The sequence below is a fragment of the Lysobacter sp. N42 genome (assembly GCF_004344885.1).
The window spans coordinates 16890-38833 of sequence record NZ_SKFB01000033.1 but is presented as its reverse complement, the minus strand read 5'-3'; the positions used below and the strand labels follow the sequence as shown (position 1 = coordinate 38833).

Annotated in this window: 23 protein-coding genes; 12 read left to right on the top strand and 11 right to left on the bottom strand. The window is 72.9% G+C overall.

Annotated features, from left to right (window positions below; translation table 11 throughout):
• The coding region (locus EYQ95_RS21675) for a tetratricopeptide repeat protein (protein ID WP_132330447.1) at positions 1 to 1715 on the bottom strand (1715 nt) is incomplete at its 3' end.
• A 93-nt stretch (positions 1716 to 1808) separates the two neighbouring features.
• On the opposite strand from EYQ95_RS21675, the gene hemA reads away from it, so the two are divergent.
• The 4 genes from hemA to EYQ95_RS21655 all read left to right on the top strand — a co-directional run bounded on the left by hemA (position 1809) and on the right by EYQ95_RS21655 (position 6517).
• Positions 1809 to 3125 carry a glutamyl-tRNA reductase gene (gene hemA / locus EYQ95_RS21670; protein ID WP_132330444.1) on the top strand — a complete coding sequence of 439 codons (1317 nt, stop codon included), beginning with the start codon at positions 1809 to 1811 and terminating at the stop codon, positions 3123 to 3125.
• A 68-nt stretch (positions 3126 to 3193) separates the two neighbouring features.
• Positions 3194 to 4279 carry a peptide chain release factor 1 gene (gene prfA / locus EYQ95_RS21665; RefSeq protein ID WP_132330442.1) on the top strand — a complete coding sequence of 362 codons (1086 nt, stop codon included), beginning with the start codon at positions 3194 to 3196 and terminating at the stop codon, positions 4277 to 4279.
• Positions 4280 to 4338: 59 nt separating this feature from the next.
• Complete coding sequence (locus tag EYQ95_RS21660; RefSeq protein ID WP_132330440.1) at positions 4339 to 4803, top strand: GNAT family N-acetyltransferase; 465 nt, start codon at positions 4339 to 4341, stop codon at positions 4801 to 4803.
• A gap of 10 nt (positions 4804 to 4813) precedes the next feature.
• Complete coding sequence (locus EYQ95_RS21655; protein ID WP_132330437.1) at positions 4814 to 6517, top strand: UDP-N-acetylglucosamine-peptide N-acetylglucosaminyltransferase; 1704 nt, start codon at positions 4814 to 4816, stop codon at positions 6515 to 6517.
• Here the strand turns inward: EYQ95_RS21655 and EYQ95_RS21650 are convergent.
• The 4 genes from EYQ95_RS21650 to EYQ95_RS21635 form a co-directional block, all read right to left on the bottom strand.
• Positions 6514 to 6795: a PQ-loop repeat-containing protein gene (locus EYQ95_RS21650; RefSeq protein ID WP_132330435.1), complete on the bottom strand. Its 282-nt coding sequence runs from the start codon at positions 6793 to 6795 to the stop codon at positions 6514 to 6516. The two genes, EYQ95_RS21655 and EYQ95_RS21650, sit on opposite strands and share 4 nt — an antisense overlap.
• A gap of 63 nt (positions 6796 to 6858) precedes the next feature.
• Positions 6859 to 7128 (bottom strand): acylphosphatase, encoded by a 270-nt coding sequence (locus EYQ95_RS21645; RefSeq protein WP_132330433.1) that lies wholly within the window; start codon positions 7126 to 7128, stop codon positions 6859 to 6861.
• Positions 7125 to 7697, bottom strand: coding sequence for a TlpA disulfide reductase family protein (locus EYQ95_RS21640; protein ID WP_132330431.1), 573 nt, complete (start codon positions 7695 to 7697; stop codon positions 7125 to 7127). Before EYQ95_RS21640 ends, EYQ95_RS21645 begins: the two co-directional genes overlap by 4 nt.
• On the bottom strand, positions 7697 to 8962 hold the full coding sequence (locus EYQ95_RS21635; RefSeq protein WP_132330429.1) for a YihY family inner membrane protein: 1266 nt from the start codon (positions 8960 to 8962) through the stop codon (positions 7697 to 7699). Before EYQ95_RS21635 ends, EYQ95_RS21640 begins: the two co-directional genes overlap by 1 nt.
• A gap of 109 nt (positions 8963 to 9071) precedes the next feature.
• Between EYQ95_RS21635 and wrbA the strand changes: the two genes are divergently transcribed.
• From wrbA to EYQ95_RS21620, 3 genes are read left to right on the top strand one after another with little or no spacing between them, the layout of a single operon-like run.
• Positions 9072 to 9662, top strand: a complete 591-nt coding sequence (gene wrbA / locus EYQ95_RS21630; protein ID WP_132330427.1) for an NAD(P)H:quinone oxidoreductase — start codon at positions 9072 to 9074, stop codon at positions 9660 to 9662.
• Entirely contained in the window at positions 9659 to 10000 is a 342-nt protein-coding gene (locus EYQ95_RS21625; protein ID WP_132330425.1) for a DUF2069 domain-containing protein, read from the top strand. Before wrbA ends, EYQ95_RS21625 begins: the two co-directional genes overlap by 4 nt.
• Positions 10001 to 10048: 48 nt before the next feature.
• On the top strand, positions 10049 to 10537 hold the full coding sequence (locus EYQ95_RS21620; RefSeq protein ID WP_132330423.1) for an asparaginase domain-containing protein: 489 nt from the start codon (positions 10049 to 10051) through the stop codon (positions 10535 to 10537).
• A gap of 190 nt (positions 10538 to 10727) precedes the next feature.
• Here the strand turns inward: EYQ95_RS21620 and EYQ95_RS21615 are convergent, their stop codons facing one another.
• Entirely contained in the window at positions 10728 to 12461 is a 1734-nt protein-coding gene (locus EYQ95_RS21615) for a S8 family serine peptidase (RefSeq protein ID WP_243700030.1), read from the bottom strand.
• A 732-nt stretch (positions 12462 to 13193) separates the two neighbouring features.
• A complete protein-coding gene (gene sufT, locus EYQ95_RS21610) occupies positions 13194 to 13745 on the bottom strand; it encodes a putative Fe-S cluster assembly protein SufT (protein ID WP_132330456.1) in 552 nt (183 codons plus the stop codon).
• A gap of 130 nt (positions 13746 to 13875) precedes the next feature.
• Between sufT and EYQ95_RS21605 the strand changes: the two genes are divergently transcribed.
• Entirely contained in the window at positions 13876 to 14280 is a 405-nt protein-coding gene (locus tag EYQ95_RS21605; RefSeq protein WP_165924817.1) for a hypothetical protein, read from the top strand.
• On the opposite strand, the gene EYQ95_RS21600 is transcribed toward EYQ95_RS21605, so the two are convergent.
• A complete protein-coding gene (locus EYQ95_RS21600) occupies positions 14246 to 15700 on the bottom strand; it encodes an NAD(P)(+) transhydrogenase (Re/Si-specific) subunit beta (protein ID WP_132330417.1) in 1455 nt (484 codons plus the stop codon). The two genes, EYQ95_RS21605 and EYQ95_RS21600, sit on opposite strands and share 35 nt — an antisense overlap.
• Positions 15697 to 15963 carry an NAD(P) transhydrogenase subunit alpha gene (locus tag EYQ95_RS21595; protein WP_132330454.1) on the bottom strand — a complete coding sequence of 89 codons (267 nt, stop codon included), beginning with the start codon at positions 15961 to 15963 and terminating at the stop codon, positions 15697 to 15699. The genes EYQ95_RS21600 and EYQ95_RS21595 overlap by 4 nt, the downstream gene beginning before the upstream one ends.
• Before the next feature lie 164 nt (positions 15964 to 16127).
• Here EYQ95_RS21595 and EYQ95_RS21590 point away from each other — a divergent pair, with 164 nt between their 5' ends.
• The 4 genes from EYQ95_RS21590 to EYQ95_RS21575 are packed head-to-tail and all read left to right on the top strand — an operon-like array spanning position 16128 to position 17818.
• The gene (locus EYQ95_RS21590) at positions 16128 to 16466 is read left to right on the top strand and encodes a hypothetical protein (RefSeq protein WP_132330415.1); all 339 of its coding nucleotides are present in this window, start codon (positions 16128 to 16130) and stop codon (positions 16464 to 16466) included.
• Between the two features lie 15 nt (positions 16467 to 16481).
• The gene (locus tag EYQ95_RS21585) at positions 16482 to 17030 is read left to right on the top strand and encodes an RNA polymerase sigma factor (RefSeq protein WP_132330413.1); all 549 of its coding nucleotides are present in this window, start codon (positions 16482 to 16484) and stop codon (positions 17028 to 17030) included.
• Positions 17027 to 17389: a hypothetical protein gene (locus tag EYQ95_RS21580; protein WP_132330411.1), complete on the top strand. Its 363-nt coding sequence runs from the start codon at positions 17027 to 17029 to the stop codon at positions 17387 to 17389. The genes EYQ95_RS21585 and EYQ95_RS21580 overlap by 4 nt, the downstream gene beginning before the upstream one ends.
• Positions 17390 to 17392: 3 nt before the next feature.
• On the top strand, positions 17393 to 17818 hold the full coding sequence (locus tag EYQ95_RS21575; RefSeq protein WP_132330409.1) for a DUF3106 domain-containing protein: 426 nt from the start codon (positions 17393 to 17395) through the stop codon (positions 17816 to 17818).
• A gap of 476 nt (positions 17819 to 18294) precedes the next feature.
• On the opposite strand, the gene EYQ95_RS21570 is transcribed toward EYQ95_RS21575, so the two are convergent.
• Positions 18295 to 19410, bottom strand: coding sequence for an NAD(P) transhydrogenase subunit alpha (locus EYQ95_RS21570; protein WP_132330407.1), 1116 nt, complete (start codon positions 19408 to 19410; stop codon positions 18295 to 18297).
• A gap of 125 nt (positions 19411 to 19535) precedes the next feature.
• Positions 19536 to 21899 (bottom strand): DUF1631 family protein, encoded by a 2364-nt coding sequence (locus tag EYQ95_RS21565; protein ID WP_132330405.1) that lies wholly within the window; start codon positions 21897 to 21899, stop codon positions 19536 to 19538.
• Positions 21900 to 21944: the final 45 nt, after the last annotated feature.

Below are 21944 nucleotides of genomic sequence, written 5' to 3'. Positions count from 1 at the left end.
CCCGGCGGCGCGGTGCCGCCCGGGCCGGCCGGCGCGGGCGGCAGGCGGGCACCGGTCTTCTCCAGCGCCCGGGCCAGCGCGCGGCTGTCGGGGTCGAGGCGGCGGGCCTCCTCGAAGTAGCGCAGGGCCTCCTCGCGGCGGCCCAGCACCCACAGCACCTCGGCCACGTGCGCGGCGATCTCGGCATCCTTCTGCAGGGTATAGGCGCGCTGCAGCTCGACCAGCGCCTCCTCGTTGCGGCCCAGGCGGTAAAGCACCCAGCCGTAGCTGTCGACGATGGCGGCGTTGTCCGGCTCGGCGGCGCGGGCCCGGTCGATCAGTTCCAGCGCCTCCCGGTAGCGCGTGGTGCGGTCGGCCAGTGTGTAACCGAGCGCGTTGAGCGCGGCCACGCTTTCGGGCTCGATCACCAGGATCCGGCGCAGGTCGGCCTCGGCGCGCGCGATGTCGTCGCGGCGTTCCCAGGCCAGGGCGCGGGCATAGAGGATCTCGGGCTCGTCGGGAAAGGCCGCCAGGCCGCGTGCGTAGGCGTCGAGCTCGCGGGCGTCGTCCTTGTCCTCCTGCCAGAGCGCGGCCTCGATCAGGTAGGCATCGCGGCGGGTCTCGTCCTCAGCGGAGGCGTCCTGCTGGATGGCGCGCAGGACGTCGATGGCCGCCTGCTTCCGGCCCAGCTCGTGCAGCACGTTCGCGCTGCGCAGGCGGGCGACCCAGCGCTGCGGGCCGCCGGGCACACCTTCGTACCAGCGCAGGGCGTCCTCGTACCGCTTGAGGAACTCGGCGATCTGGCCCAGCAGCAGGCGACGCGTGGGCTCGGGGCGCTCGGCCTCGCGGGCCAGCGCCTCGTAGAGCGCGGTGAGCGCGGGGGTGTCCTCCGCGCGCGCCAGCAGCGTGGCGCGCAGGGCCCAGGTCTGGTCGTCCTGGGGTCCACGCGAGAGCACGGCGGCAGCGGCCCGGTAGTCGCGCAGGGCATCGTATTCGCGGGCCAGCGCCAGGCGCAGCTCGGCATTGCCGGACGCGGCCTCGGCCAGGCCGGCGAGCACCGCGCGGGCCTCGTCGGGCTTGCCGGCCTCGCGCAGCTGGCTGGCACGCAGCAGCGCCACGCGCGGATCGCCGGGGAAACGCCGCACCACCTCGGCGACGATGCGTTCGGCCAGCTCCGGGCGGTCCAATCGCTGGGCAAGCCCGCCGAAGGCCAGCCAGGCATTGAGCACCGGCGGCAGGCGACCCTCGTCCAGCAGGCGCTGCAGCACCCCGGCCGCCTGCTTCGGTGTCCTGGCACCACCGGCGAGCGCGCCCAGCGCCTGGCGCCAGCCGTCGTCGCCGGGAGCGGCGAGCAGCGCCGACAGCTCGCGCACCGCGGCGCGATCGTTGCCCGCGCGCAGGGCCAGCGTGGCCTCCGCCACGCCCAGCGACAGCCGTGTCGCGGCATCGTCGGGCGCGACCTTGCGCCAGACGGCGAGCGCGCGCCGGGCCCGGGCATCGTCGCGGGCGACCAGCGCGATGCGGGTGGCGCGCTCGGCCAGGGCGGGATCGCGCGTGGCCAGCGCCGCGTCGACATAACCCTTCGCCGCCTCGTCCAGCCGGCCGGCCTGCAGGGCGAACTCGGCGGCCAGTAGCGGCTGCAGCGGCGGTGCGTCCTGGGCAGCCCGCACCGGCGCGGCCGCCAGGGCGAGCGCCAGCGCGAGCGCGTGCAGGGACGGGCGCAGGACGTCGGGCATGGAACCTTCAGATGACGGTCGGGGACGCATCACGACGCGCCGGTAGAATGGCCGACCGCCGTCGCCGCAGCTTAGCGCAGCCGCCTGTCACGAATGGGTTTCCACGTCATCGGCCTCAACCACCAGACCGCGCCGGTCGACCTGCGCGAGCGCGTGGCGTTTTCCGGCGATGCGGTGGGCACCGCGCTGGCCGAGCTGCGCGCGCTGCCGGCCGTGCGCGAGGTCGCGCTACTGTCGACCTGCAACCGCACCGAACTCTATGCCGAGGCCGAGGACGACGGCAGCGCGCTGGCCGACTGGCTGGCCCGCCGCTCCGAGGTCGGCGCGGACCTGCACGGCTACCTCTACCGCCACCAGGACGAGGAGGCCGTGCGGCACCTGTTCCGCGTGGCGACCGGCCTGGACTCGCTGGTGCTGGGCGAGCCGCAGATCCTGGGCCAGGTGAAGGACGCCTGGGCGACCGCGCGCGCGGCCGGCACGCTGGGCAACCGGCTGGACCGCCTGTTCCAGCACGCCTTCTCGACGGCCAAGCGCGCGCGCACCGATACGCGCATCGGCGCCAATCCGGTGTCGGTGGCCTCCACCGCGGTGCGGCTGGCGCAGGAGTCGTTCGCGCGGCTGGAGGAGTCCACGGTGCTGCTGATCGGCGCCGGCGAGACCATCGAACTGGCCGCGCGGCACCTCGTGCAGGCGCGCACCAGCCGCCTGCTGGTCGCCAACCGCACCCTGGCGCATGCGCAGGACCTCGCCACCCGGCACGGCGGCTACGCCCTGCCGCTCACCGACCTGGACCGCCACCTGGCCGAGGCCGACGTCGTTCTCAGCGCCACCGCCAGCCGCGAGCCCATCCTGCGCCGCGCCCAGGTGGAGGCCGCGCTGGCCGCCCGCCGCCACCGCCCCATGCTGCTGCTGGACCTCGCCGTGCCGCGCGACATCGCCGCCGAGGTGGGCGAGCTGTCCGACGTCTACCTCTACACGGTGGACGACCTCGAGCGTGCGATCGAGGACAACCGCCGCAGCCGGCGCGAGGCGGCCGAGCAGGCCGAGACCATCGTCGACCTGCAGGTCGCGCAGTTCACGGCGCGCCTGGCGGCCGGCGCCCGCACCGAGCCGGTCAAGCGCGTGCGCGCCTTCGGCGAGGCCGCGCGCGTGGAGGCGCTGGCGAAGGCCCGCCAGCAGCTGGCGTCCGGTATGCCGCCGGAGCAGGCGCTGGAGTTCCTCGCGCACACCCTGACCAACCGCCTGCTGCACGCGCCCAGTGTCGCGCTGCGCACCGCGGCCGCCGAGGGCGACGCGGAGCTGGCGCGGGCGGCGGAGAGGCTGTTCCCCGAGAGCCCGGATCCGGGATCCGGCATCCGGGGTTCGCAGGAGCCTGATTCCGCACGGCCGGATCCGGCATCGGAGCGTTAGCGTCGACCGTGTCGACGGATCGATGCCCCTGGCTTCTGCAAATCCCGAATCCCGAATCCCGGCTTCCAATGAACCCCTCCCTGCGCCGCAAGCTCGAAGCCCTCGCCGAACGCCGCGAGGAACTCGAGCGCCTGCTCGCCGACCCGGCCGTCATCAACGACGCCACGCAGTTCCGCCGGCTCTCGCGCGAGTTCGCGCAGCTCGGCCCGGTGGCCGACGCGCTGGCCGCCGAGCGCCGCGCGCGCGAGGACCTCGCCGCCGCGCAGGCCATGCGCGAGGACCCGGAGATGCGCGAGCTCGCCGACGAGGAGATCGGCGCGGCCACCGCGCGGCTTGCGGACCTGGAAGCCGAACTGCTCGCGCACCTGATCCCCAAGGACGCGCGCGACGAGGGCGACGTGTACCTGGAAGTGCGCGCCGGCACCGGCGGCGACGAGGCGGCCATCTTCGCCGGCGACCTCTTCCGCATGTACACGCGCTATGCCGAGCGCCAGGGCTGGCGGATCGAGGTCGAGTCGGCGAACCCCGGCGAGCACGGCGGCTTCAAGGAAGTCATCGCGCGTGTCGAGGGCGCGGGCGCCTATTCGCGCCTGAAGTTCGAATCCGGCACCCACCGCGTGCAGCGCGTGCCGGCCACCGAATCGCAGGGCCGCATCCACACCTCGGCGGCGACGGTGGCGATCATCCCGGTCGAGGCCGAGGAAGCGCCGATCGAGATTTCCCCGGCCGACCTGCGCATCGACACCTACCGCTCCTCCGGCGCCGGTGGCCAGCACGTCAACAAGACCGACTCGGCCATCCGCATCACCCACCTGCCCACGGGGCTGGTGGTGGAAAGCCAGACCGAGCGCAGCCAGCACGCCAACCGCGACAAGGCCATGAAGCGCCTGCGCGCGATGCTCGCCGAGGCGCAGGCCGCCAAAGCCGCCGCCGCGCAGGCCGAGACGCGCAAGCTGCAGGTGGGCAGCGGCGACCGCAGCCAGCGCATCCGCACCTACAACTTCCCGCAGGGCCGCATCACCGACCACCGCGTCGAGGGCCTCACGCTCTACGACCTGCCCAACGTCATGGAAGGCGCGCTGGACCCGCTGCTGGACCGCCTGCGCGCGGAAGCCCAGGCCGACGAGCTGGCGCGCCTGACCGCACAGGCCTGAGGCTGCCGGCCCGGCGCGCGCTGCGGTACCGTGCACGCATCGCATCGACCAAGCCGCCCATGGAAATCCGCATCCGCCAGGCCGAGCGCGGCGACCTCCACGAACTCGCCCGCCTGTTCGACGCCTACCGCCAGTTCTATGACCAGGCCTCCGACGTGGCCGGCGCGCGCGAGTTCCTGCGCGAGCGCATGGACGCGCGCCAGTCGCTGGTGATCGTGGCCGAGGGCGAGGACTCGCTGGTCGGCTTCGCGCAGCTCTACCCGATGTTCTCCTCGGTGCGGATGGCGCCGATCTGGATCCTCAACGACCTCTACGTCGACGCCGACGTGCGCCGCCTGGGCATCGGTCGCCTGCTGCTGGAGGCCTCGGCCGCGGCGGCGCGCGGCGCGGGTGCCGGGCGCATCGTGCTGGAAACCGCGCGCGAGAACCTCGCGGCGCGCGCGCTGTACCTGAGCGCGGGATGGGAGGAGGAATCGACCCAGTGGTACAGCCTGGACCTCGCCGCGCCCGAGACGGTGAACTGAGGCCGTGAGCATGGATCCGCGCCAGCAGGCGCGCGCGCAGGTACAGCGCGCGCCCGGCGACCCGATCGCGTGGGTGCTGCTGTCCGAAGCCGAACTGGACGCGGGCGATGCACGCGCGGGCGAACGCGCCGCCGCGCGCGCACTGGCGATCGCGCCCGGCCACCCCGAGGCCCTCGCCCGGCTGGGCCGCGCGCAGTCCATGCAGGGCCGCCTGAACGAGGCCGCCGACAGCCTCATGCGCGCCGCCACCGCCGCGCCCGGGCACCCGGGCATCCTGGTCTGGCTGGGTCATGCACTGGAGGACGTGCGCCGCGTGGAGGAGGCCGCCGAGGCCTTCGCACGCGCGCATGCACTGCTGCCGCAGGAGCCGCAGGTGGCCGCCTACCTGCTCGCCGCGCGCCGCCGCCTGTGCGACTGGCGCGGGTTGGATGCGCTCTCGCGCCAGGTGCGCGAGGCCGTGCGCACGAGGCGTGCGTCGGTGGAGCCCTTCGCCTTCCTCAGCGAGGACGCCACGCCCGCCGAACAGCTGGCCTGCGCGCGCATGCGTGCCGCGCAGCTCGCGTCGCTCGTGCGGCCCATGCCGCCGGCCACGCTGCGCGGCGACGGCCCGCTGCGGCTCGGCTTCCTGTCCAACGGCTTCGGCTCGCATCCCACCGGGCTGCTCACCGTCGCGCTGCTTGAGGCGCTGCGCGCGCATGCCGATGTCGACGTCCACCTCTTCGCGCTCAATCCCGACGACGGCGGCGCGATCCGCGCGCGCCTCGCATCGGCCACGACGCTGCACGACGTCGCCGCGCGCCCGCACGTGGCCGTCGCCCAGGCGATCCGCGCGGCCGGCATCGACATCCTCTTCGACCTGCGCGGCTGGGGTGGCGGCGGTGCGCCGGAGGTGCTGGCCATGCGCCCCGCGCCGCTGCAGGTGAACTGGCTGGCGTATCCGGGCACGTCCGGCGCGCCGTGGATCGACTACGTGCTCGCCGACCGCGTGGTGCTGCCCGACGCGCTGGTCCCGCACTTTTCCGAGGCCGTGGCCTGGCTGCCGGGCTGCTTCCAGCCATCGGACACGCGCCGCGACATCCCGCCCGCGCCGACGCGCGCCGACTGCGGCCTGCCCGACGAAGGCATCGTGCTCTGCTGCTTCAACAACAGCTACAAGCTCAACCCGCGCAGCATCGACCGTGCGCTCGACGTGCTCGCGCGCGTGCCCGGCTCCGTGCTGTGGCTCCTGTCGGGGCCGGGCCGTGCGGACGAGCGCCTGCGCGCGCATTCCGCCGCGCGCGGCATCGATCCGTCGCGCCTGGTGTTCATGCCCAAGCAGCCGCATGCGGCCTACCTCGCGCGCCTGCAACGGGCCGACCTCTTCCTCGACACCGAGCCCTACAACGCCCATACGACCGCGTCCGACGCGCTATGGGCCGGCTGCCCCGTGCTCACGCGGCCCGGCGAGACCTTCGCCGCGCGCGTGGCCGCGAGCCTGCTGCACCACCTGGGCATGGACGAGCTGGTCGTCGACAGCGACGCCAGCTTCGTCGGGCACGCGGTACGGCTGGCCACCACGGACGGCGCGCTGGCCGCCCTCCGCGATCGCGTGGCGATCGCGCGCCGCCACGCCGTGCTGTTCGACATGGACGGCTTCGCACGGGGCTTCGTCGACACCGTGCAGCGCATGGCGAAGCGGGCACGTGCCGGCCTGCCGCCGGCGCGGATCGGCTAGCCCGCGCCCTCGCGCTCGGCGATGCGCTTGTTGCGCCGGTAGATCAGCTGGCCGATGACGGCCGTCAGCAGCAGCACGCTGTTGGTGAACACGAAGACGCCGTTGCCCAGCAGCCAGCTGTAGACCGTGAAGCCGATGCTGGCGCAGAGCTGCCCGATGAACAGCCAGTGCGAGACGCCCTCGACGCTGCGCGAGCGCCACTGCGAGTACACCTGCCGCGCCAGCGTGGCGATCAGCACGGCGGACGCGGCCCAGCCGATGAGGTCGACGGAATCCATCGCGAATCCGGGGATCGGGGAGCCGCGAGGTTGGGCGAGCCGGCGTCGCCGCGCGGTGAACCGTCAGCCGATGACGAAGCCCGCACCGACGGCGTCGTCGGACGTGGGCAGGCGCTCGATGCCGTCGACGCGCGCCAGGGGCGGCCCCTTCGCCAGCCATGCGGCGAACGCCTCCAGCGCGCCGTCGTCGCCCGCGGCCAGCACGTCGACCCGGCCGTCCGCGAGGTTGCGCACATGGCCGCGCAGGCCCAGCCGCAGCGCCTCGGCCCGCGCATGCGCGCGGAAGGCCACGCCCTGCACGCGGCCGCTCACCAGGAAGCGCGCGGCGGTCATCCCTGCGCGGCGGCGTGCGCCGCGATCGCCTGCTCGATGGACGCGGCGGTCACCGGGCCGAGCACCTGCTTGGCCACGCGCCCGTCCGGCGCGACGAGCACCGTCATCGGCAGGCCGCGCGGCGTGTCGAAGTCGGCCGGCGGGTCGTAGGTATCGACGATCGCGATCGGGTAGGTCACCGGGCGCTTGTCGAGGAAGGCGCGCAGGTCGGCCGGTTCGATCTCCTCGTAGGCCAGGCCGATCACCTCCACGTCCTCACGCATGGAATGCAGGGCCGAGAGCTCCGGCATTTCCTTCAGGCAGGGCGCGCACCACGTGGCCCAGAAGTTCACCACCACCCACTTGCCCCGGTGGGCGGCGAGGTCGTAGGTGGCGCCATCCAGCGTGGTGATGCGCAGCGCCGGACGTTCACGACTCGAGGCGGCCGCGGGCCTGCCCTGCGGCGGGGGTGGCGCGGCGGACTCTGCGCCGGTCGCCGGCGCTGCGGGCGCCTCCACGGGCGCCTGCCGCGAACAGGCAGCCAGCGCGAGCAGGGCTACCGCGGTCGTCAGGGTGCGGATCGCGTGCATCAGGTGTCCTCGTTCCAGATCGTGCTCACGCGGCGCTTGAGCAGGTCGCGCACGGGGATGCGCAATTCGTCGATGGCCGCGGTGACGCATTCGCCGATCGCGTCGTCGCGGCAGGGCAGGTGCGCCTCGGCCACCGGGATGCGCAGCTGGCAGGCCTCGTAGAGCTCGGCCAGCGTGAGCTCGTCCAGGTCGCGGGCCAGCAGCCACTCGCCCGTCTCGGCGCGCCGCACCACGTGGATGCCTTCAAGCTGCGCCAGCATCTGCTGCACCAGCGCGTCCGTCAGGCTCGGCTCCAGGTGCCGGATGTCGTCGCTGTGGAGCCCGAGGCCACGGCGCCTTGACTGGTCGAAGCGCGCCAGGAGCCGCAGCAGCCCGTACATCTCGTACCCGTGCGGCAGGCGCTGGCTGACCGGCTGGTAGCGGAAGGCCGACACCGACGCGGCGAACGACGCGCCCAGCAGCACCGCCAGCCAGGCGAAGTAGATCCACAGCAGGAAGATCGGCACCACCGACAGCGCGCCGTAGAGCAGCGCGTAATTGCCGAAGCGCGACAGGTACGCGCCCATGCCCCACTTGATCGACTCGAAGATCAGGCTGGCCAGCACCGCGCCGGAAAAGGCATGCCGCCAGTGCACCGTGCGATGCGGGACCACGCGGTAGATCACCGCGAACAGCGTGACTTCGATCAGGAACGGCACCGCGCGCAGGAGCAGCGTCTCCAGCGCCTTGCCCACGTCGGTGTCGAACAGGGGCAGGTCGTAGAAGCGCGCCGACAGGGCGATGCCCGCCGTGGCGAACACCGAGCCCAGCGTGAGAACCGTCCAGTAGACGAGGAAGCGCGAGAGCTTCGGGCGCGCGGACGTCACCCGCCAGATGCGGTTGAAGGTGGCCTCGATGCCATTGAGCGTGACCAGCAGCGAGACGACCAGCGCCACCACGCCGGCGACCGTCAGACCGGCCGACCCGGTGAGGAATTTCTGCAGGTGCGACTCGACCGAACGCGCCGTGCTGGGCACGAAGTTCGCGAATACGTAATGGCTGAGCTGGTCCGACCAGTCCTGGAAGCCCGGCAGCGCCTTGAGCACGCTGAACACCACGATCGACAGCGGCACGATGGCGAAGGCGGTGGTGAAGGCCAGTGCACCCGCGGCCTGGAACAGGTTGTCGTCGAAGCTGCGCCGCGCCAGGAAGCGGAAGAAGGCCTGCGCCCGCGCGCGGTCGCGCAGGCGCGGGCTGAGCAGGTTCAAGAGGTAATGCGGCTCCATCGGCGGGCAGCCTAACCGATGCGCCCGGCGCGGCGCCGCGCAGCGCCCCGACCGCGCACGCAGGCGGCGCGACGGGCGACAATGGCGCCCCGCCCCGCGAGACCGCGCCATGCCCGAAGTCCTGGTCGTCTACTACAGCCGCGGCGGCTCGGTCGCGCGGCTGGCGCGGCACGTGGCGCGCGGCATCGGCGAGGTCGACGGCATGGCCGCGCGCCTGCGTACGGTGCCCCCGGTCGCGCCGGTCACGCAGACCGCCGCGCCGCCGGTGCCGGACGATGGCGCGCCCTACGTCGAGCCCGGCGACCTTCGCGAATGCGCCGGCCTGCTGATCGGCAGCCCCACGCGCTTCGGCAACATGGCCGCCCCGCTCAAGCACTGGCTCGACGGGCTGGGCGGTGACTGGGCCAGCGGTACGCTGGTGGGCAAGCCCGCCGGCGTGTTCACTTCGTCCTCCACGCTGCACGGGGGGCAGGAATCGACGCTGCTGACGATGATGGTTCCCCTGCTCCACCACGGCTGCGTGATCGCCGGAATTCCCTATACCGAGCCGGTGCTCAACACCACGCGCAGCGGCGGCACGCCCTACGGGGCCAGCCACGTGGCCGGCCTGCGCGACGAGGCGCCGGTGGACGAGGACGAGGCCACGCTGGCCCGCGCCCTCGGCCGCCGCATCGCGCAGCTCGCGGCGAGGCTGGCATGACGCGCGCGCATCCCATCCTCGTGCTGGCGCTGGTCGCGCTGGGCGTGCTGTATGCCACGTGGTTCGCGTCGTCCGGCCAGGCCCGCGACCCCGCCGCCGCGCTCGTGTTCGGCCTTCCGCCGCTGCTGTTCGCGGCCGCTACGCTGCGCCGCGCGCCACGCGCGCCGTTCTGGGCGGCGGTGTTCGCGCTGGCCTGGTTCAGCCACGGCGTGATGGTGGCCTGGACGCGCCCGGCCGAGCGCGGCTTCGCGCTGGCGGAGGTCGCGCTCGCGCTCGTGGTCGTCTTCGCCGCGAGCCTGCCGGGCCTGCGCGCGCGCTTCGCCGGCCGCCGCCGCTGAGCCGCGGCCTATAATCCGCGCCCTCGCCCACCGTCTCCGAGCCGCGCCATGGACTCGCTCTGCATCGTCACCACCGGCGGGACGATCGACAAGATCTACTTCGACGACAAGTCCGACTTCCAGGTCGGCGAGCCGCAGATCGGCCGCATCCTGGAAGACCTGGGCGTCGCCTTCCGCTACACGGTGATCCCGATCCTGCGCAAGGACTCGCTGCACATCACCGACAGCGACCGCGAGCTGGTGCGTGCCACCATCGCCGCGCAGCCCTGCCGGCACGTGCTGGTCACCCATGGCACCGACAGCATGGTCCAGACCGCGCAGGTGCTGCAGGCCATCGGCGACAAGACCATCGTGCTCACCGGCGCGCTCAATCCCGCGCGATTCCACGGCTCGGACGCGGTGTTCAACATCGGCACGGCGGTGGGCGCGGTGCAGTGCCTGCCGCCGGGCGTCTACATCGCGATGAACGGGCGCATCTGGGATCCGCTGAAGGTGCGCAAGAACATCGAGGCCAACCGCTTCGAGGCGCTGGGCTGAGCCGCCCGCAGGGCCTGGCACGAAAAAGGGCCCCGGCAATGCCGGGGCCCCTCAGGACAGGTGTCCGCAACGTCCCTGTGCACTCGCCTGTGCTGGCCGCCTCTTCCTGACGCAGCCCAGCCGGCAGGCGACCGCCCGCGGCACCCGACGAGTGCACCGCCCCGGCACGGGCCGGGGCGGTCTTCCGCACTCAGAACGTGACGGACCAGCTGTTGATGTAGCCGGTATCGCCCGAATAGGCGTCGTACACGCGCAGCTTCCAGGTGCCGTTGAGCGCTTCCGACGACAGGTTCACCGTATAGGTGGCGATGACGTTGTCGGCGCTGTCGGAACTGGACGTGTTCTTCAGGCGGTACAGCGAGCCGTCCGGCGCGACCAGGTCGATCTGCAGGTCGCCGCGGTAGGTGTGGCGGATGTCCACCGACACGGAGGCATTGGAGGGCGCATTCCCGCTGCGGCCGGAGACCGAGATCGGGCTTTCCACCGTGGAACGGTCACGGATCGTGTAGTCCGCGCTGTTGGTGTAGGTCTGCGTGCCGCCCGGCGGCGGGGTGCTGCCACCCGCGGCGTCCACCGCCTTGCGCGCGTCCACGATGCCCGCGCCGCAGCCGCCCGAGCAGGTGCCGGCCAGGGCATAGGCGGTGCTCTTGAGCGTGGACTCCACTTCCGACGGCGTCAGCGGCGCGAGGCCCAGGGCCTTGCGGCGCGACTGCATCAGCGCGACCACGCCAGCGACGTGCGGCGCCGCCATCGACGTGCCGTTGTAGGAGGCATAGGTTTCACCCGACGGACCCTGCGTGCCGCTGTTGAGCGTGGACAGGATGTTCGAGCCCGGCGCGGAGACGTCGATCGTGGTGCCGTAGTTGGAGAAGCTCGAGCGCGAGCTGGAGCTGGTCACCGAGGCCACGTTGATCACGTTGGCGCAGCTGGCCGGCGAGAAGTTGCGCGCGTCGGCGTTGCTGTTGCCCGCCGCCACGACCACGACCGTGCCGCGGCCGACCGCGCCGTTGATCGCGTTCTGGGTGGTGGTGTCGCAGGCGCCGGAGCCGCCGAGCGACATGTTGATGACGTCGGCGCGCTGGGCGACGTTCGGCACGCCGGAGACGCTGCCGCCCGAGGCCCAGATGATGGCGTCGGCGATGTCGGAGGTGTAGCCGCCGCAGCGGCCGAGCACGCGCACCGGCATGATCTTGGCGTTGAACGCCGTGCCGGCCACGCCGACGCTGTTGTTGGTGCGCGCGGCCACCGTGCCGGCCACGTGCGTGCCGTGCCAGCTGGAGTTGCCGGTCTGGCACTGCGAGGCGTCGGTGTTGAAGTCGCCCGGGTCGGACGCGTCGGAATCGCGGCCGTTGCCGTCGTTGGCGACGAACGTGTCGGAGATGAAGTCGTAGCCGGCGATCACGTTGGCGTTGAGATCGCTGTGGCTGGTGATGCCGGTGTCGAGCACGGCGACGATCGTGTTGGTGCCGGTGGCCACGTCCCAGGCGGTGTTGGCGCGGATGCCGGCGTCGGCATCGAAGTAGCCCCACTGCTCGCCGTAGCGCGGATCGTTCGGCGTCAGCAGCGGCTTGAGCAGGCGGTCGACCTCGACGTACTCGACGTTCGGGTCGGCGGCGAGCTGGCGCATGAAGCCCTCGGCCTCGACGCGGTCCATCTTGCGCGCGGCGCGCACGAGGTCGGCGCCCGTGCCCAGGCGGCGCATGCGCTGCAGGCCGACGGACTTGCCGGCGCGCGCGGCGGCGGCATTGAGCGACTTCTGCATCTCGGTCGCGCTGGCCGCGGCGGTGGTGCCGTTCTTGTACTTGACGATGAACCGGTCGTGCGTGGGCTGCGACTGCAGGCCGGCGAGATTGACCTGGCCGGCCTGGGCGTCGGCGGCGAAGGCGCCGAGCGCGAGCGCGGTGGCAGCGGCGAGGACGTGCATGCGGTGGAACGTGGACTGCGACATCGGTGGAGGACCCCCAAAGCAGAAAGACTTCTGTGGAAAGGCCGTCCAAGAGGCCGGGGCTTGGGCCCCGGTCCGATTGGCCGGTCGACAACGGACGTGACGTTTTGCGTCCGAAGCCGACACTAGGGGGCGACGCAAGGGCCTTGCACGCTGCGAATGCAAAAAGCTGGCCGGATTTTCCAACCAAATCCGTTAGGCATTGATCGGCAAAGACTTTTTCTGATTCCCGTCTCCCCGCCACTGTGCGTTCAGGTGACATTTTTGTTGCAGCGCACCAGGAAATTGCGAAAAAGGGGCGCTCTGGAGGGGTGCCGGACCCCGGTCAGGATGACCGGCGGAGTGCCAGGCGGCATGCGTCCTGGCCTGCGGTCTGCAGCGCGTGCCGGGCCTGACGCCTGATCCGGGACCGGGACCGGGAATGGCCATGCGCCGCCGCGGCCGACTGCGGCCTGAAGTCGCATGACCGCCGCCGCCGGCCGCCGGCAGCGCGTCTGCACCGGGCAGGGCACGTTCTCGCGGCGAAGGACACCATGCATCGAGCGGCGCCGGCGGAAAAGACGGCGCGACCAGGCGTACGAAACCGACCGGATGCCCAGGTCCGCCCGGCGGATGGCAGCCGAGCGCGCCGCCCCGGGTGCCAGGCGCGCGGTCCGCGGAACCGGCCGCAAATGCGCGCGGCGAACCCGGGGTGCAGCCGGGCGTGGCCTCTCAGAGCAGCCCGGTTTCCAGGCGCGCGGCCTCGGACATCATCGAGCGGTTCCACGGCGGGTCGAACACCAGCTCGACGTCGGCTTCGGCCACGGTGGGGATGAGCTCGAGCTTGTCGCGCACGTCGGCCACCAGCACGTCGCCCATGCCGCATCCCGGTGCGGTCAGGGTCATGTCGACGCGCACCCGGCGGCCGGCCTCGTCGTGCGGCTCGATGCGCACGTCGTAGACCAGCCCCAGCTCGACCACGTTGATCGGGATCTCGGGATCGAAGCAGGTGCGCAGCTGCTGCCAGACCAGCTTCTCCACGGCCTCGTCGTCGGCGCCTTCGGGCAGCTCCAGCGGCGCGGGCGGCTCCTTGCCGATGGCGTCGGCGTCGCGCCCGGCGATGCGGAAGAGGTTGCCCTCCACGAACACCGTGAAGCTGCCGCCCAGGGCCTGGGTGATGTAGCCGACGCTGCCGGCGGGCAGCGTCACCGCCTCGCCCTGGGGGACGAGCACGGCGGCGCAGTCGCGTTCGAAGCGGACGGGCTCGCTGGAGCGGGAATACATCGGATGGCAGGCCTGCTGGAACTCGGACCATTCTAGTCCGGTTTGCATGGCCCGGCCCTGTATCCTGTGCGCCCGCACCGTTCCGCCACCGATGCCCGACCCCCGCCCCCGCGCCGCCTGGCTGCCCTGGATGCTCGTGCCGCTCGCGGTCGCCGGTTTCACGGCGCTGTGGCTGCTGGCGGCCTTCTACAGTGGTCGGCAGTGCAGCTGGATGGCGGTCGTGGGCGCGGTCGACATCCTCTGGGTGATGGGCATGGCCCGCCCCGCGCCGCCCGCGCGCCGGGCGGTGGCCGCCACGACCGCGACGCTCCTGATGATCCTGGCGACCCACTGGATCCTGGCAGCCACCTACTCGGGCACGCAGGTGGGCCTCTCGCCCTGGGACGCCTCGCTGCGCCTGGGGCTCGAGCACGCGCTGACGCTCGCGGCGCTGGCCAACGACTGGCGCGACGCGGTCTGGCTGCTGCTCGCGCTCGCGGTCGCCGCCGGCGGCCCCTTCCTCAGTGCCCGCCTTCGAGCTGCTTCAGCTCGCTGACCAGCGCCGCCGCCATCTCCGCGCCGTCGCCGAACAGCATCCGCGCGTTGTCGGCGTAGAAGAGCGCGTTCTCGATGCCGGCAAAGCCCGTGCCGCGGCCGCGCTTGATCACCACCACGTTCCTGGCGTCCACCACGTCGAGGATGGGCATGCCGTAGATCGGGCTGGCGGGGTCGGTCCTGGCCACCGGGTTCACCACGTCGTTGGCGCCGATCACCAGCGCCACGTCGGTGTTGCGGAATTCCGGGTTGACGTCGTCCATGTCGGCGATGAGGTCGTAGGGCACGCCGGCCTCGGCCAGCAGCACGTTCATGTGGCCGGGCATGCGCCCGGCGACCGGGTGGATGGCGAACTTCACCTTGACCCCGCGCTCCATCAGCTTCTGCGCCAGCTCCCAGATCTTGTGCTGCGCCTGCGCTACCGCCATGCCGTAACCCGGCACGATCACCACGCGCTCGGCATAGGCCATCAGGGCGGCGACGTCGCCGGCCTCGATGGGCTTCTGGCTGCCGGTGATGGCCTGCGCCTCGCCGCCGCCCGCGCCGAAGCTGCCGAACAGCACGCCGCGGATCGGCCGGTTCATCGCCTTCGCCATCAGCCGCGTGAGCAGCAGGCCCGCCGCGCCGACCATGGTGCCGGCGATGATCAGCGCGTCGTTGCCCAGCACGTAGCCTTCGAAGGCCACCGCCAGGCCGGTGAACGCGTTGTAGAGCGAGATGACCACGGGCATGTCGGCGCCGCCGATGGGCAGCGTCATCAGAACACCCAGCGCCAGCGCGAGCACGAAGAAGGCCACGATGGCATCCACGCGCAGCTGGGCGACGACCACCGCGGCGAGCGCGAGCGTGGCGAGGAACACGAGGCCGTTGAACAGCTGCTGGCCGGGGAATACGTAGCGCCGGTCCATGCGGCCGTCGAGCTTGGCCCAGGCGATGATCGAGCCCGAGAGCGAGACCGCGCCGATCAGCGCGCCGACGACGGCGAGCACCATCGCCAGCATCGCGGGCTGCGCCGGCTCGACGGCGCCCGCCGGGGCCGCGAGCTCGGCCGCGCGCCGCACCGACGACCAGCGCAGCAGCTCCACCGCGCCGATCGCCGCCGCCGAGCCGCCGCCCATGCCGTTGTACAGCGCGACCATCTGCGGCATGTCGGTGATCGCCACGCGCCGGCCCGACGCCCACGCCAGCGCCGTGCCCAGGACGAGCGCGACGAGGATCAGCCCGAGGTTGTGCAGCCCCGGCAGCAGGAAGGTGGCGGCGGTGGCGATCACCATGCCCGCGCCGGCCCAGCGGATGCCGCTGCGCGCGGTCACCGGCGAGGCCATGCGCGACAGTCCCAGCAGGAACAGCGTGGCGGCGACGAAGTACGCGATGGCGGCCAGCAGCGTGCGCAGCTGCTCCGGCCCGTCGAGCGGGTTCATGCGCCGCCCCCCGGCTTCTTCGAGGCCCGGAACATCTCGAGCATGCGCTCGGTGACCACGTAGCCGCCGGCCGCGTTGCCCGCGCCCAGCAGCACCGCGACGAAGCCGATCGCCTTCTCCAGCGTCGTGTCGGCGTGGCCCAGCACCACGATCGCGCCGATCAGCACGATGCCGTGGATGAAGTTGCTGCCCGACATCAGCGGCGTGTGCAGGATCACCGGCACCCGCGAGATGATCACGTGGCCCGCGATGGCCGCGAGCATGAAGATGTACAGCGCGTCGAGCCCGTCCACCCTGGCGACCTCCCTTGCCCCGTTCGCCGCATCATAACGACGCCTTAATGCGACCGGGCGCCGGTCAACCCCCGGCGGGCCGGGGCGTTGGAAGGAGTGCTGCGCAGCACCCTTCCCTTTTCGCGAGGTATCCCATGAAGACGTCCGTGCTGACCGTCCTGCTCGCCCTCCCGCTCGGCCTGGCCGCCCTGCCCGCCACCGCGGCCGACCGCGGCGACCGGGTCGAACACCGCCTCGACCTGCGCGGCGACCGCATCGACGCCCGCCTCGACCGCCGCGGCGAGCGCATCGAGCGGCGCTTCGACCGCCTCGCCGAGCGCGCCGAGGACCGCGGCCATCCGCACCGGGCCGCGAAGCTCGACCGCCGGGGCGACCGGGCGCTGGCGCGCTACGACCGCCGTGGCGACCGCATCGACGCCCGCCTCGATCGCCAGGGCGAGCGCTTCGACCGCCGCTGGGATCGCCGGCACTGACCGGTGACCCCGTCGATGGCGCAGCCCGCGGAGGCGATGCACGAGCCCGACCCGCCCCGTACGCTGGACGCGTTCCTGGCCGACGTCTCGGCGCGTGCGTTCCGCTTCGCCGAACTCGGGCTGCGCCATCGCGAGGACGCGCTGGACGCCGTGCAGGACGCGATGATGAGGATGCTGGCCTACCGCGAGCGCCCGGCGTCGGAATGGACGCCGCTGTTCTGGAGCGTGCTGCGGAGCCGAATCGTCGACCTGCAGCGCCGCCGCAGCTTCCGCCTGAAGTGGATGCTGCCCGCGCAGGCGGATGCCGACGACCTGCCGCCGGACTGGGCCGACCCCGGCCCGGATCCGTCGCGGCGCAACGACGGCCGCGAGGCGTACGCGCGCCTCGCGTCCGCCCTGCAGGGGCTGCCCGCGCGCCAGCGCGAGGCCTTCAGCCTGCGGGTGCTGGAGGAACTCGACGTGGAGACCACCGCCCGGGTCATGGGCTGCAGCGAGGGATCGGTGAAGACGCACCTCTCCCGCGCGCGCGAGGCCCTGCAGAAACAGCTGGAGGATTTCCGATGAATCACCACGACGATGCGTTCGATCGCCGCGCCCGGCAGCTGCATGCGGCTTCCCTGCAGGCCCTGTCGCCGCGCGTGCAGGCCCAGCTGGCGCAACGCCGCCGCGCGGCGTTGGGCGGCGAACCGCGCGCGCCTGCCGCGCGTGCGCGCTGGGGCTGGCTGGGCGGCGCGATGGCCACCGCCGGCGTGCTGGTGGTGGCCCTGCAGCTGCGCCCGCCGGTGGAGGCGCCTGCGACGGCGCCGCAGGCGGTGGCCGTGGTGCAGCAGGCGCCGTCCGACCCCGGCGGCCTGCTCGCCGAGGACCCCGATTTCTACCTGTGGCTCGCCTCCGGTGATGCCCAGGCCTATGCCGTGGAGTGAGCCATGAACCGCATCCCGACCCTCGCCGCCGCCCTCCTGCTCGCGCTGGCCGCGCTGCCTGCCGTGGCCGCCGATCCGCCCAAGCCCGCGCCGCTTCCCGAATGGGAGCGCCTCACGCCCGCGCAGCGCGAGCTGTTGATCGCGCCCCTGCGCGAACGCTGGAACGCCCACCCGGGCGAACGGGCCCGCCTGCTCCACCATGCCGAGCGCTGGCGCTCGATGACGCCCGAGCAGCGCAACCGCGCCCGCCGCGGCGTGGACCGCTTCCAGGGAATGACGCCCGAGCAGCGTGCGGAGGCCCGGCAGATGTTCGAGCGCATGCGCAGCCTGAGCCCGGAGCAGCGCCGGGAGCTGAAGGAGCGCCTGCGGCGCATGACGCCGGAGGAACGCCAGGCGTGGCTGAAGGCGCAGGCCCGGCCGGCGAACTGAGGCAGCCATCCGGGCGGCATTCGCTGCATCGGACCGACGGGAACGGGGCCAGATCCGCTTTCACCTTCTCCACCTCATGCCGCGAGGGCGGGCTGGCGCGACATGGCCTGACCCGCCGTCGTTGCCGCGAAGGCGGGAACCGGCTGCCGTCATGCCCGCGAAAGCGGGTATCCACGGATACGCCGGCTATCGCCAGCCGCGGCCCTTCGGGGTCCTACGACTTACGCGAGCTGCCGAAGCGAGGCCGCAACTGCGTGCTCCGACGTTCCCGCGAACGCACGAACCCGGTGACTTTCTCCCCTGATGCGGACATGCGCGCGATAGCGGGCCTCCCTGGACGTCGTCGATCCGCTTTCGCGTTCGCGACGGACGCCATGTCGTCGTTTCACACGACGCGAAACGTCGTCCTCATGCCCCGCCGAGGGCTGACGGCGGCCAATGCATCACCTCGCGGCTCCGCGCCGGCGGCCCGGGACTCAGGCTCCCGCCGTCGCTCCGTCCGCCGCGCGCTCCGGCCACACGGTGCGCGCCAGCAGCTCGTCGCTCCAGTCGAAAGCCACGCGTCCCTCGTGCAGGAACAGGCTGACGAAGTTCAGCAGGTTGCGCGCGTACATCTCGCTGGCGTGGATCGCGCCCAGGCTCGCCAGCGCCAGCGGCCCGGCCACGGTGACGCCGCCGACGTCCAGCGTTTCACCGGGCACCGTGGCCTCGCAGTTGCCGCCGCTCTCGGCGGCGAGGTCGACGATCACGCTGCCCGGGCGCATGCCCTCGACCATCGGACGCGTGACGATGCGCGGCGCGGGCCGTCCGGGCACCGCGGCCGTGCAAACGACCACGTCCACCTGCCCCAGGTGCGCGCCCAGGCGCTTGTGCTGTTCGGCGCGCTCCTCGTCGGTCAGTGCGCGCGCATAGCCGCCCTCGCCCGCGGCGCTGACCCCGAGGTCGAGGAATTTCCCGCCCAGCGATTCGATCTGCTCGCGCGTCTCGGGGCGCACGTCGAAGCCTTCCACCTGCGCGCCCAGCCGCCTCGCGGTGGCGATGGCCTGCAGCCCGGCGACGCCGGCGCCGATCACCAGCACCCTGGCCGGGCGGATGGTGCCGGCCGCCGTGGTGAGCATGGGAAAAAAGCGCGGCGCCAGCGTGGCGGCGATCAGCACCGCCTTGTAGCCGGCCATGCCGGCCTGCGAGCTCAGCACGTCCATGGCCTGTGCGCGCGTCGTGCGCGGCAGGCGTTCGAGCGGGAAGGCGACCAGGCCACGCCGCTGGATCGTCTCGGCGCGCGTGGCATCCGCCTGCGGCGCGAGCAGGCCGACGAGCGTGGCGCCGGGCTGGAGGCTCGCGATCACCGCCGCCGGCGGGGCCTGCACACAGAGCAGGACGCCGGCCTCCGCCGCGATGCGCGCGGCGTCGGTGATTTCCGCCCCCGCCTGGGCATAAGCCGCGTCGGTCTGGCCGGCGTGCAGGCCGGCGCCGGACTCGACCAGCACCCGCGCACCGCGGGCCACGAGCTTGCGCACCGTTTCGGCCGTGGCGGCCACGCGCCGCTCGCCGGGCGCGCTCTCGCGCAGGATGCCGACCGTCGCTGCCGTCATGCGTCGTGCTCCGCCGAAAGGTTCGCCGCATCCTAAGCGGCCGCGGCGGCACGCGGCAAAGCGATGTCAAAGGCCGCATGCAGAAGGGGCGGCCGAAGCCGCCCCGTGCGTCGCGCTGCAGTCCCTCAACCGTGGCCGACGGCCAGCTCCAGCTGGTCCTGCAGCTGGCGCATGGCGGCGTCGAAGGGCGAGCGTCCGGTGTCGATCACCAGGCGCCCGTCGGCCGCCAGCACCGCCAGTTCCTCCACGCTCGCCACCAGCACGCGCATGCCGCGCCGGTTCACGAGCAGCCGGCGCGAGGTCAGCGGGCTGACCCAGGCCAGCTTCACCGACACCGTCTCGCCCTGCGCATCGGTCAGGCGCAGCCATGCGCCCACGTCCAGCTGACGGATGGTGGCGGCCACCTGCGGGTCGTGGCGCAGCGTGTCGGTGCCGCCGGCCAGCCACAGGCGGGTTTCCTGCTCGGGCTCGTCGCGCACGGCCGGCGGCATCGGCCGGATGCGACGCGGCGCGTCGGGGTCGGCCAGGCCGCGCACGATGCCCGCCAAGCCATGCCCGGCGGCGGTGGCATCGAGGCCCGACGAGGCCAGGCATTCGGTGAGCGGCGCCTCGAGCGCGAGCAGCTGGCGTACCAGCGCATCACCCTCGCCGCGCGCCGCCAACGCATCGGCATGTGCGAGCGCGTCGCCCATGGCGACCGCCTCGCGGTAGCGCGGGCTCTCCTCGCCCTCGCGCAGCAGGGTCTGCACGAGATGGTGGCGCCACGGGGTCGCCAGGAAGTCGCCGATGGCCTGCGTCAGCGGCGCGGCGGTGAGCCGGCGCTGCAGCACCACGTCCGCGGCGGCGCGGGCCTGCGCGAGCCGCTCGCGGCCGAAGCTGGCCTTGGCGGCGCGCTGCTCCTGCAGCTCGACGCGGCGACGCTGCTGCGCGAGCAGTTCCTCGAGCTCGGCATGCGCCGTCTCGAATACCGCCAGGTCCTCGTTGAACTCGGCGACGATGCGCTGCGAGACGGCGGCGGCGCGCTCGAGCAGCTCGCGGTCCTGCGGGGTGGAGCCGGTGTTGTCCTCGCAGGCCTCGGTCATGGCGTCGAGCAGGCGGCGCGCGGGGTGCATGCGCTCGACGAACATGGAGTCGTCGTTGAGCGCCACCTTGACGTAGGGCAGCACCAGGCGCGCGTACACGCGGCGCGCGCGCTCGGCCAGGGCATGCGTGCGGAAGAGCGATTCGAACAGCAGCGCGACCATGTCGATCGCGTCCTCGTCCTCCTCCGACAGCCCGGTGAGCTCCGGGTGCAGGCCCATGCGGCGCGCGCCTTCGGCGAGGTAGTCGCGGATGGCGTCGCCGAGGCGGCCCGTGGACGCCAGCGCACGTGCGAAATGATCGGGTGGCTCGGCCTGCAGCATCGAGGCGATGCCCACGAGCTCGCGCGAATGGAACTGGCGCATGGGCGCGCCACCCATCGCGCTGGCGAACCCCGCGTAGCCGCCCGCCATGCCCGCGCCCATGGCACCGGCGCCCACCGCGCCGCCGTAGCCGGCGGGCGCCATGGCCCCGGTCCAGCCGGACACGGGGGCGCCGGGCATACCCGGCAGCCCCGGTGCGCGCGGCATGCCGGCGCGTGCCTGCCGCGAGGCGCGCGCCTCCTGGCGCCAGGCATGCAGCTGCTGGCGAAGCGGTGCGAGTTCCTCGGAGAAGCGTTCCACCCGACGACCGGCAGGCGCCAGCGGCGCGAGCCCGGCAGAAAGCCCGGCCGGCGTCCACGGCGCCGCTTCGGGCTGCGCAGCCGCCGGCTCCAGCGGCTCGACCGTATCGAACGGGACCGCGCGGTGCTCGACCTGCTCGCCCAGAAGCGCCTGCTGCGCAAGCGGCACGTCCCCGCCCGGTACGTAGCCGGCCGAGGCGAGCAGCGACACCAGCCGCGGGTAGAGCTCGTCGAGCACGCGCACCAGTTGCTGCTGGTAGTGCCGGAACAGCAGCATGCCGAGCGTGGGCGAAAGGCCGGCGTTGGCCAGCGTCTCGATGAAGACGGTACACAGCCGCGCGGGGAATAGCGGGTTGGCGCCCGGCGCGATGCGCAGCGCGGTGGCCATGGCCTCGAACTGGCTGCGCAGCGCGGCGAGCTGGGTCTCGTAGCGCTGCTCGAGGATCTCGGTGAGGCGCTGCGCCGCGAGGTGCAGGTCGATCAGGTCCTCGTCGATCAGGCCCAGCGGAACGCCCGCACGCGCATGCGGGTTGCGGAATTCCTCGAAGCCCTGCGCGATCTGCGCACGGAAGCGCATGGTGTCGCTGGCCGCACGCGTGCGCAGCACGGCCAGGCCGGCCTGCTCGGGATACACCTCCGGACCGGCTTCACGCAGGTCGTGCTCGATCGGCGCGTAGAGTGCGGTGGGAAACGCGCCGAGCTGCTCCACGGACAGGCGCTTGACCTCCTCCAGCACGCGGGCCGGATCGAGTCGAGGGTTCTGCGGGTCCAACGCTCGCGGGTTCACGGTCGTACTCCGGTGGCAGTGTTGCCCGATGCGTATCGGGCCGAC

Bases quoted from the DNA above. Each gene is read 5' to 3' on its own strand.
- hemA (WP_132330444.1), top strand. From the start codon at position 1,809: ATGGGTTTCCACGTCATCGGCCTCAACCACCAGACCGCGCCGGTCGAC.
- prfA (WP_132330442.1), top strand. From the start codon at position 3,194: ATGAACCCCTCCCTGCGCCGCAAGCTCGAAGCCCTCGCCGAACGCCGC.
- EYQ95_RS21660 (WP_132330440.1), top strand. From the start codon at position 4,339: ATGGAAATCCGCATCCGCCAGGCCGAGCGCGGCGACCTCCACGAACTC.
- EYQ95_RS21655 (WP_132330437.1), top strand. From the start codon at position 4,814: ATGGATCCGCGCCAGCAGGCGCGCGCGCAGGTACAGCGCGCGCCCGGC.
- EYQ95_RS21650 (WP_132330435.1), bottom strand. From the start codon at position 6,795: ATGGATTCCGTCGACCTCATCGGCTGGGCCGCGTCCGCCGTGCTGATC.
- EYQ95_RS21645 (WP_132330433.1), bottom strand. From the start codon at position 7,128: ATGACCGCCGCGCGCTTCCTGGTGAGCGGCCGCGTGCAGGGCGTGGCC.
- EYQ95_RS21640 (WP_132330431.1), bottom strand. From the start codon at position 7,697: ATGCACGCGATCCGCACCCTGACGACCGCGGTAGCCCTGCTCGCGCTG.
- EYQ95_RS21635 (WP_132330429.1), bottom strand. From the start codon at position 8,962: ATGGAGCCGCATTACCTCTTGAACCTGCTCAGCCCGCGCCTGCGCGAC.
- wrbA (WP_132330427.1), top strand. From the start codon at position 9,072: ATGCCCGAAGTCCTGGTCGTCTACTACAGCCGCGGCGGCTCGGTCGCG.
- EYQ95_RS21625 (WP_132330425.1), top strand. From the start codon at position 9,659: ATGACGCGCGCGCATCCCATCCTCGTGCTGGCGCTGGTCGCGCTGGGC.
- EYQ95_RS21620 (WP_132330423.1), top strand. From the start codon at position 10,049: ATGGACTCGCTCTGCATCGTCACCACCGGCGGGACGATCGACAAGATC.
- EYQ95_RS21615 (WP_243700030.1), bottom strand. From the start codon at position 12,461: ATGCACGTCCTCGCCGCTGCCACCGCGCTCGCGCTCGGCGCCTTCGCC.
- sufT (WP_132330456.1), bottom strand. From the start codon at position 13,745: ATGTATTCCCGCTCCAGCGAGCCCGTCCGCTTCGAACGCGACTGCGCC.
- EYQ95_RS21605 (WP_165924817.1), top strand. From the start codon at position 13,876: ATGCTCGTGCCGCTCGCGGTCGCCGGTTTCACGGCGCTGTGGCTGCTG.
- EYQ95_RS21600 (WP_132330417.1), bottom strand. From the start codon at position 15,700: ATGAACCCGCTCGACGGGCCGGAGCAGCTGCGCACGCTGCTGGCCGCC.
- EYQ95_RS21595 (WP_132330454.1), bottom strand. From the start codon at position 15,963: ATGCTCGCGGCCATCGCGGGCCACGTGATCATCTCGCGGGTGCCGGTG.
- EYQ95_RS21590 (WP_132330415.1), top strand. From the start codon at position 16,128: ATGAAGACGTCCGTGCTGACCGTCCTGCTCGCCCTCCCGCTCGGCCTG.
- EYQ95_RS21585 (WP_132330413.1), top strand. From the start codon at position 16,482: ATGGCGCAGCCCGCGGAGGCGATGCACGAGCCCGACCCGCCCCGTACG.
- EYQ95_RS21580 (WP_132330411.1), top strand. From the start codon at position 17,027: ATGAATCACCACGACGATGCGTTCGATCGCCGCGCCCGGCAGCTGCAT.
- EYQ95_RS21575 (WP_132330409.1), top strand. From the start codon at position 17,393: ATGAACCGCATCCCGACCCTCGCCGCCGCCCTCCTGCTCGCGCTGGCC.
- EYQ95_RS21570 (WP_132330407.1), bottom strand. From the start codon at position 19,410: ATGACGGCAGCGACGGTCGGCATCCTGCGCGAGAGCGCGCCCGGCGAG.